The sequence below is a fragment of the Streptomyces sp. NPDC059455 genome (genome assembly GCF_042750115.1).
In the GTDB taxonomy this organism is placed as follows: Bacteria; Actinomycetota; Actinomycetes; order Streptomycetales; family Streptomycetaceae; genus Streptomyces; species Streptomyces endocoffeicus.
The window spans coordinates 2,119-5,830 of the sequence record NZ_JBHYVB010000004.1 but is presented as its reverse complement, the minus strand read 5'-3'; the positions used below and the strand labels follow the sequence as shown (position 1 = coordinate 5,830).

3 protein-coding genes are annotated in these 3,712 nt (G+C 72.6%); all 3 read left to right on the top strand.

Going from position 1 to position 3,712, the window contains the following annotated elements; translation table 11 throughout:
• Positions 1-390 precede the first annotated feature (390 nt).
• The 3 genes from ACFXB5_RS02370 (at position 391) to adh (ending at position 3,634) form a co-directional block, all read left to right on the top strand.
• Complete coding sequence (locus ACFXB5_RS02370) at positions 391-525, top strand: hypothetical protein (RefSeq protein ID WP_262704163.1); 135 nt, start codon at positions 391-393, stop codon at positions 523-525.
• Between the two features lie 89 nt (positions 526-614).
• Positions 615-1,955, top strand: a complete 1,341-nt coding sequence (locus ACFXB5_RS02365) for a GAF domain-containing protein (RefSeq protein ID WP_385201605.1) — start codon at positions 615-617, stop codon at positions 1,953-1,955.
• 155 nt (positions 1,956-2,110) lie between these two features.
• The gene (gene adh, locus ACFXB5_RS02360; protein WP_044568440.1) at positions 2,111-3,634 is read left to right on the top strand and encodes an aldehyde dehydrogenase; all 1,524 of its coding nucleotides are present in this window, start codon (positions 2,111-2,113) and stop codon (positions 3,632-3,634) included.
• The last annotated feature ends 78 nt before the right edge of the window (positions 3,635-3,712 follow it).

Below are 3,712 nucleotides of genomic sequence, written 5' to 3'. Positions count from 1 at the left end.
TCCACGGTGGTGGGGGGAGGGGGCGGGCGGCGCCACCACCGGCACCCCACGCAACACCACCCCCACACCGCCACACCGCGGGGGGGGAGGGGCTGAGCGACCCCCCCCGGAGCCGCCCTCACCCCCCCCCCCCCCCCCGACTCCGACGTGCGCGCCCGCGCACACCAGGCCCATCGGTGTCAAGCGTTCAAGCGGCGCACGAGGGGGCGCGAGGAGCGTATGCGGAGAAGACCCCCCGGTAACGCCGCGTACCCCCTGTGAACGCGCTCTGTCCGGGGCTCGTACCCCAACCCGGCTTGTTCTGGCTATTGCGGGGCATCCGCCCCTCAAGGAAATCTGAGCGCACGGGTGGCCCGCTCCGCTCCGCGCGCGTGAACCAAAGGAACGATCATGAGCTCCGAGCAGTGCCCGAGCTGTGGCGGCCAACTCGCCGTGAACCAGGACGGGTGGAAGATCTGCCACTCCTGCGGCTATGCCTCCCCGCCCGGGGTCGTGCCCGCCCCCTCCCTGCCCGCGCACACCTGACCCGCCGACTCCTCCCGCCGTCCGATCCGTGAAAGCCTGACACTCCGCACCTCCCCGTTCCGCCCCTCCGTACCGCTGAGCGAGGCACCATGGTCAATCCCTGGCTGGCGATGACGTCAGGCACCGACCCCGCTGAGCGCACCCGCGACGTGCGCCGCGCCCATGAGGCGTTTCTGACCGAGGGGGCGGTGAGTCCGGCCGTGCGGCCGGTGGTGGCGGAGTCCTGGCGGCGCTCGGCCGACGCCCGGGTCACCCAGGAGTGCAAGGCGCCGATCGACCTGGCGGACGACGCGCTGGAGACCTATCGCGCGGACCATCCGCTGGCCCGGGTGATGCCGCTGTTCCGGGAGTTGCTGGGCACCATCGCCTACGACGGGGCCCATCTGCTCGCGGTCTGCGACGAACAGGGCCGGCTGCTGTGGGTGGAGGGGCACGCGGGGGTACGGAACCGGGCCGAGGGGATGAACTTCGTGGCCGGGGCGCGCTGGGACGAGCGCCACGCGGGCACCAACGCGCCCGGGACGGCGCTCACCGTCGACCACGCGGTGCAGATCTTCGCCACCGAGCACTTCAACCGCAGTGTGCAGCCGTGGACCTGCGCCGCCGCCCCGCTCCACGATCCGCACACCGGGCGGCTGCTCGGCGCGGTGGACATCACCGGCGGGGACCATCTGGCCGCCCCGCACAGCCTCGCCCTGGTCCAGGCGACCGCCCGCGCCGCCGAGGCCCAGCTGGGCGCCGAGGTGCCGCGGACCCGCGGGCCGCGGATCTCGCTGACGGCGCTGGGGCGGGACGAGGCGCTGCTGGTCGTCGACGGGCGGCGGCTGCGGCTCGGGCGGCGGCACAGCGAGATCTTGGTGCTGCTGGCCGGCCATCCCGAGGGGCTGTCGGGTGACCGGCTGGCGCTCGAGCTGTACGGGCCCCGGGCCGACGACCGCTCCCCGGTCACGCTGCGGGCCGAGCTGTCCCGGCTGCGCCGCCTGGTGGGCCCGCTGCTGGGCTCGCGCCCGTACCGGCTCTGCGCACCCCTGCGCACCGATCTGGCGGACGCCGCCGAGGCGTTGACCTCCGGCGACGCGTACACGGCGGTGCGGGCGTACACCGGGCCGCTGCTGCCGCTGTCGGAGGCGCCGGGGGTGTGCCGGATGCGGCGGGTGCTGGAGGACGGGCTGCGGCGGGCCGTGCTGTCCCACGGCGATCCTGAGCTGCTGCGGCGCTGGGCGCAGACACCGTGGGGCGAGGACGATCTGGAGGTCGCGGAGGCGCTGCTGACCACGCTTCCGGCGAATGCGCCGGGGCGGGCGGCTCCGGCGGCGCGGGTGCGGCGGCTGCGGGAGCTGTACGGGCTGCCGGGCGGCGCCCACCAAGGCGGCCATGAGGGCGAAGCCCTGCGCCACCAAGGCGGCCATGAGCACGGAGCTCTGCGGTAAGGCGGCGGCCACCGGGCCGCAACGTCGGCGCAACGTGGCGGCGCCTAGCCTCCCCGTCGGCTCCGCCCGTGTCGGCGCGGGCGGAGCCTGGACGCTCACACGAACGACGCGTCCGGCAACGGGACCCACCACGCGTACACCAGGGAGGCCGCCCCATGACGCGTTTCGCAAGCCCCGGCTCCGAGGGCTCGGTCGTCACGTATCAGCCGCGCTATGACCACTGGATCGGCGGGGAGTACGTACCGCCGGCCCAGGGCCGCTACTTCGAGAACCCCACCCCCGTCAACGGACAGCCCTTCACCGAGATCGCCCGGGGCACTGCCGAGGACGTCGAGCGGGCCCTGGACGCCGCCCACGCGGCCGCCCCCGCCTGGGGCCGTACGGCGCCCGCCGAGCGCGCCTCGGTGCTACTGAAGATCGCCGATCGGATGGAGCAGAACCTGGAGGCCCTCGCGGTCGCCGAGAGCTGGGAGAACGGCAAGCCGGTACGGGAGACACTGGCCGCCGACATCCCGCTCGCCATCGACCACTTCCGCTACTTCGCGGGGGCGATCCGGGCCCAGGAGGGCAGTCTCTCCGAGATCGACCACGACACGATCGCGTACCACTTCCATGAGCCGCTGGGCGTGGTCGCCCAGATCATCCCGTGGAACTTCCCGATCCTGATGGCCACCTGGAAGCTGGCCCCGGCGCTGGCCGCGGGCAACGCGGTGGTGCTGAAGCCGGCCGAACAGACACCCGCCTCGATCCACGTCTGGATGAACCTGGTGGCCGATCTGCTGCCGCCGGGTGTGGTCAACATCGTCAACGGCTTCGGCGTGGAGGCCGGAAAGCCACTGGCGTCCAACTCCCGGGTGGCCAAGGTCGCCTTCACCGGGGAGACCACCACCGGCCGCCTGATCATGCAGTACGCGAGCGAGAACCTGATCCCGGTCACCCTGGAGCTCGGCGGCAAGAGCCCGAACATCTTCTTCGACGATGTCTCGGCCACCGACGACGACTTCATGGACAAGGCGCTGGAAGGGTTCACCATGTTCGCCCTCAACCAGGGCGAGGTGTGCACCTGTCCCTCGCGCGCCCTGGTCCAGGGCGGCCACTACCAGGCGTTCATGGACGCGGCCGTCGCCCGTACCGAGAAGATCACGCAGGGGCATCCGCTGGACACCGACACCATGATCGGCGCCCAGGCCTCCAACGACCAGCTCGAGAAGATCCTGTCGTACCTGGACATCGGCCGGCAGGAGGGCGCCCGCGTCCTCACCGGCGGCAGCCGCGCCGAACTCGGCGGTGAACTGGAGGGCGGCTACTACGTCGAGCCCACGATCTTCGAGGGCGACAACCGTATGCGGGTCTTCCAGGAGGAGATCTTCGGGCCGGTGGTCGCGGTGACCCGGTTCGGCGACTTCGACGACGCGATCGGGATCGCCAACGACACGCTCTACGGGCTGGGCGCGGGAGTGTGGACCCGGGACGGCTCGACCGCGTACCGGGCCGGGCGCGCCATCCAGGCGGGCCGGGTGTGGACCAACTGCTACCACGCCTACCCGGCGCACGCCGCCTTCGGCGGCTACAAGCAGTCCGGGATCGGCCGCGAGACCCACAAGATGATGCTGGACCACTACCAGCAGACGAAGAACTTGCTGGTGTCGTACTCCCCGAAGAAGCTCGGCTTCTTCTAGGCAGCGAAAAGGGGGGGGGGGCGCGGCGCGGCGCCGGGCGGCGCCCCGAGGAGGGGGGCAGGGCCCCGCGCCCCCGGT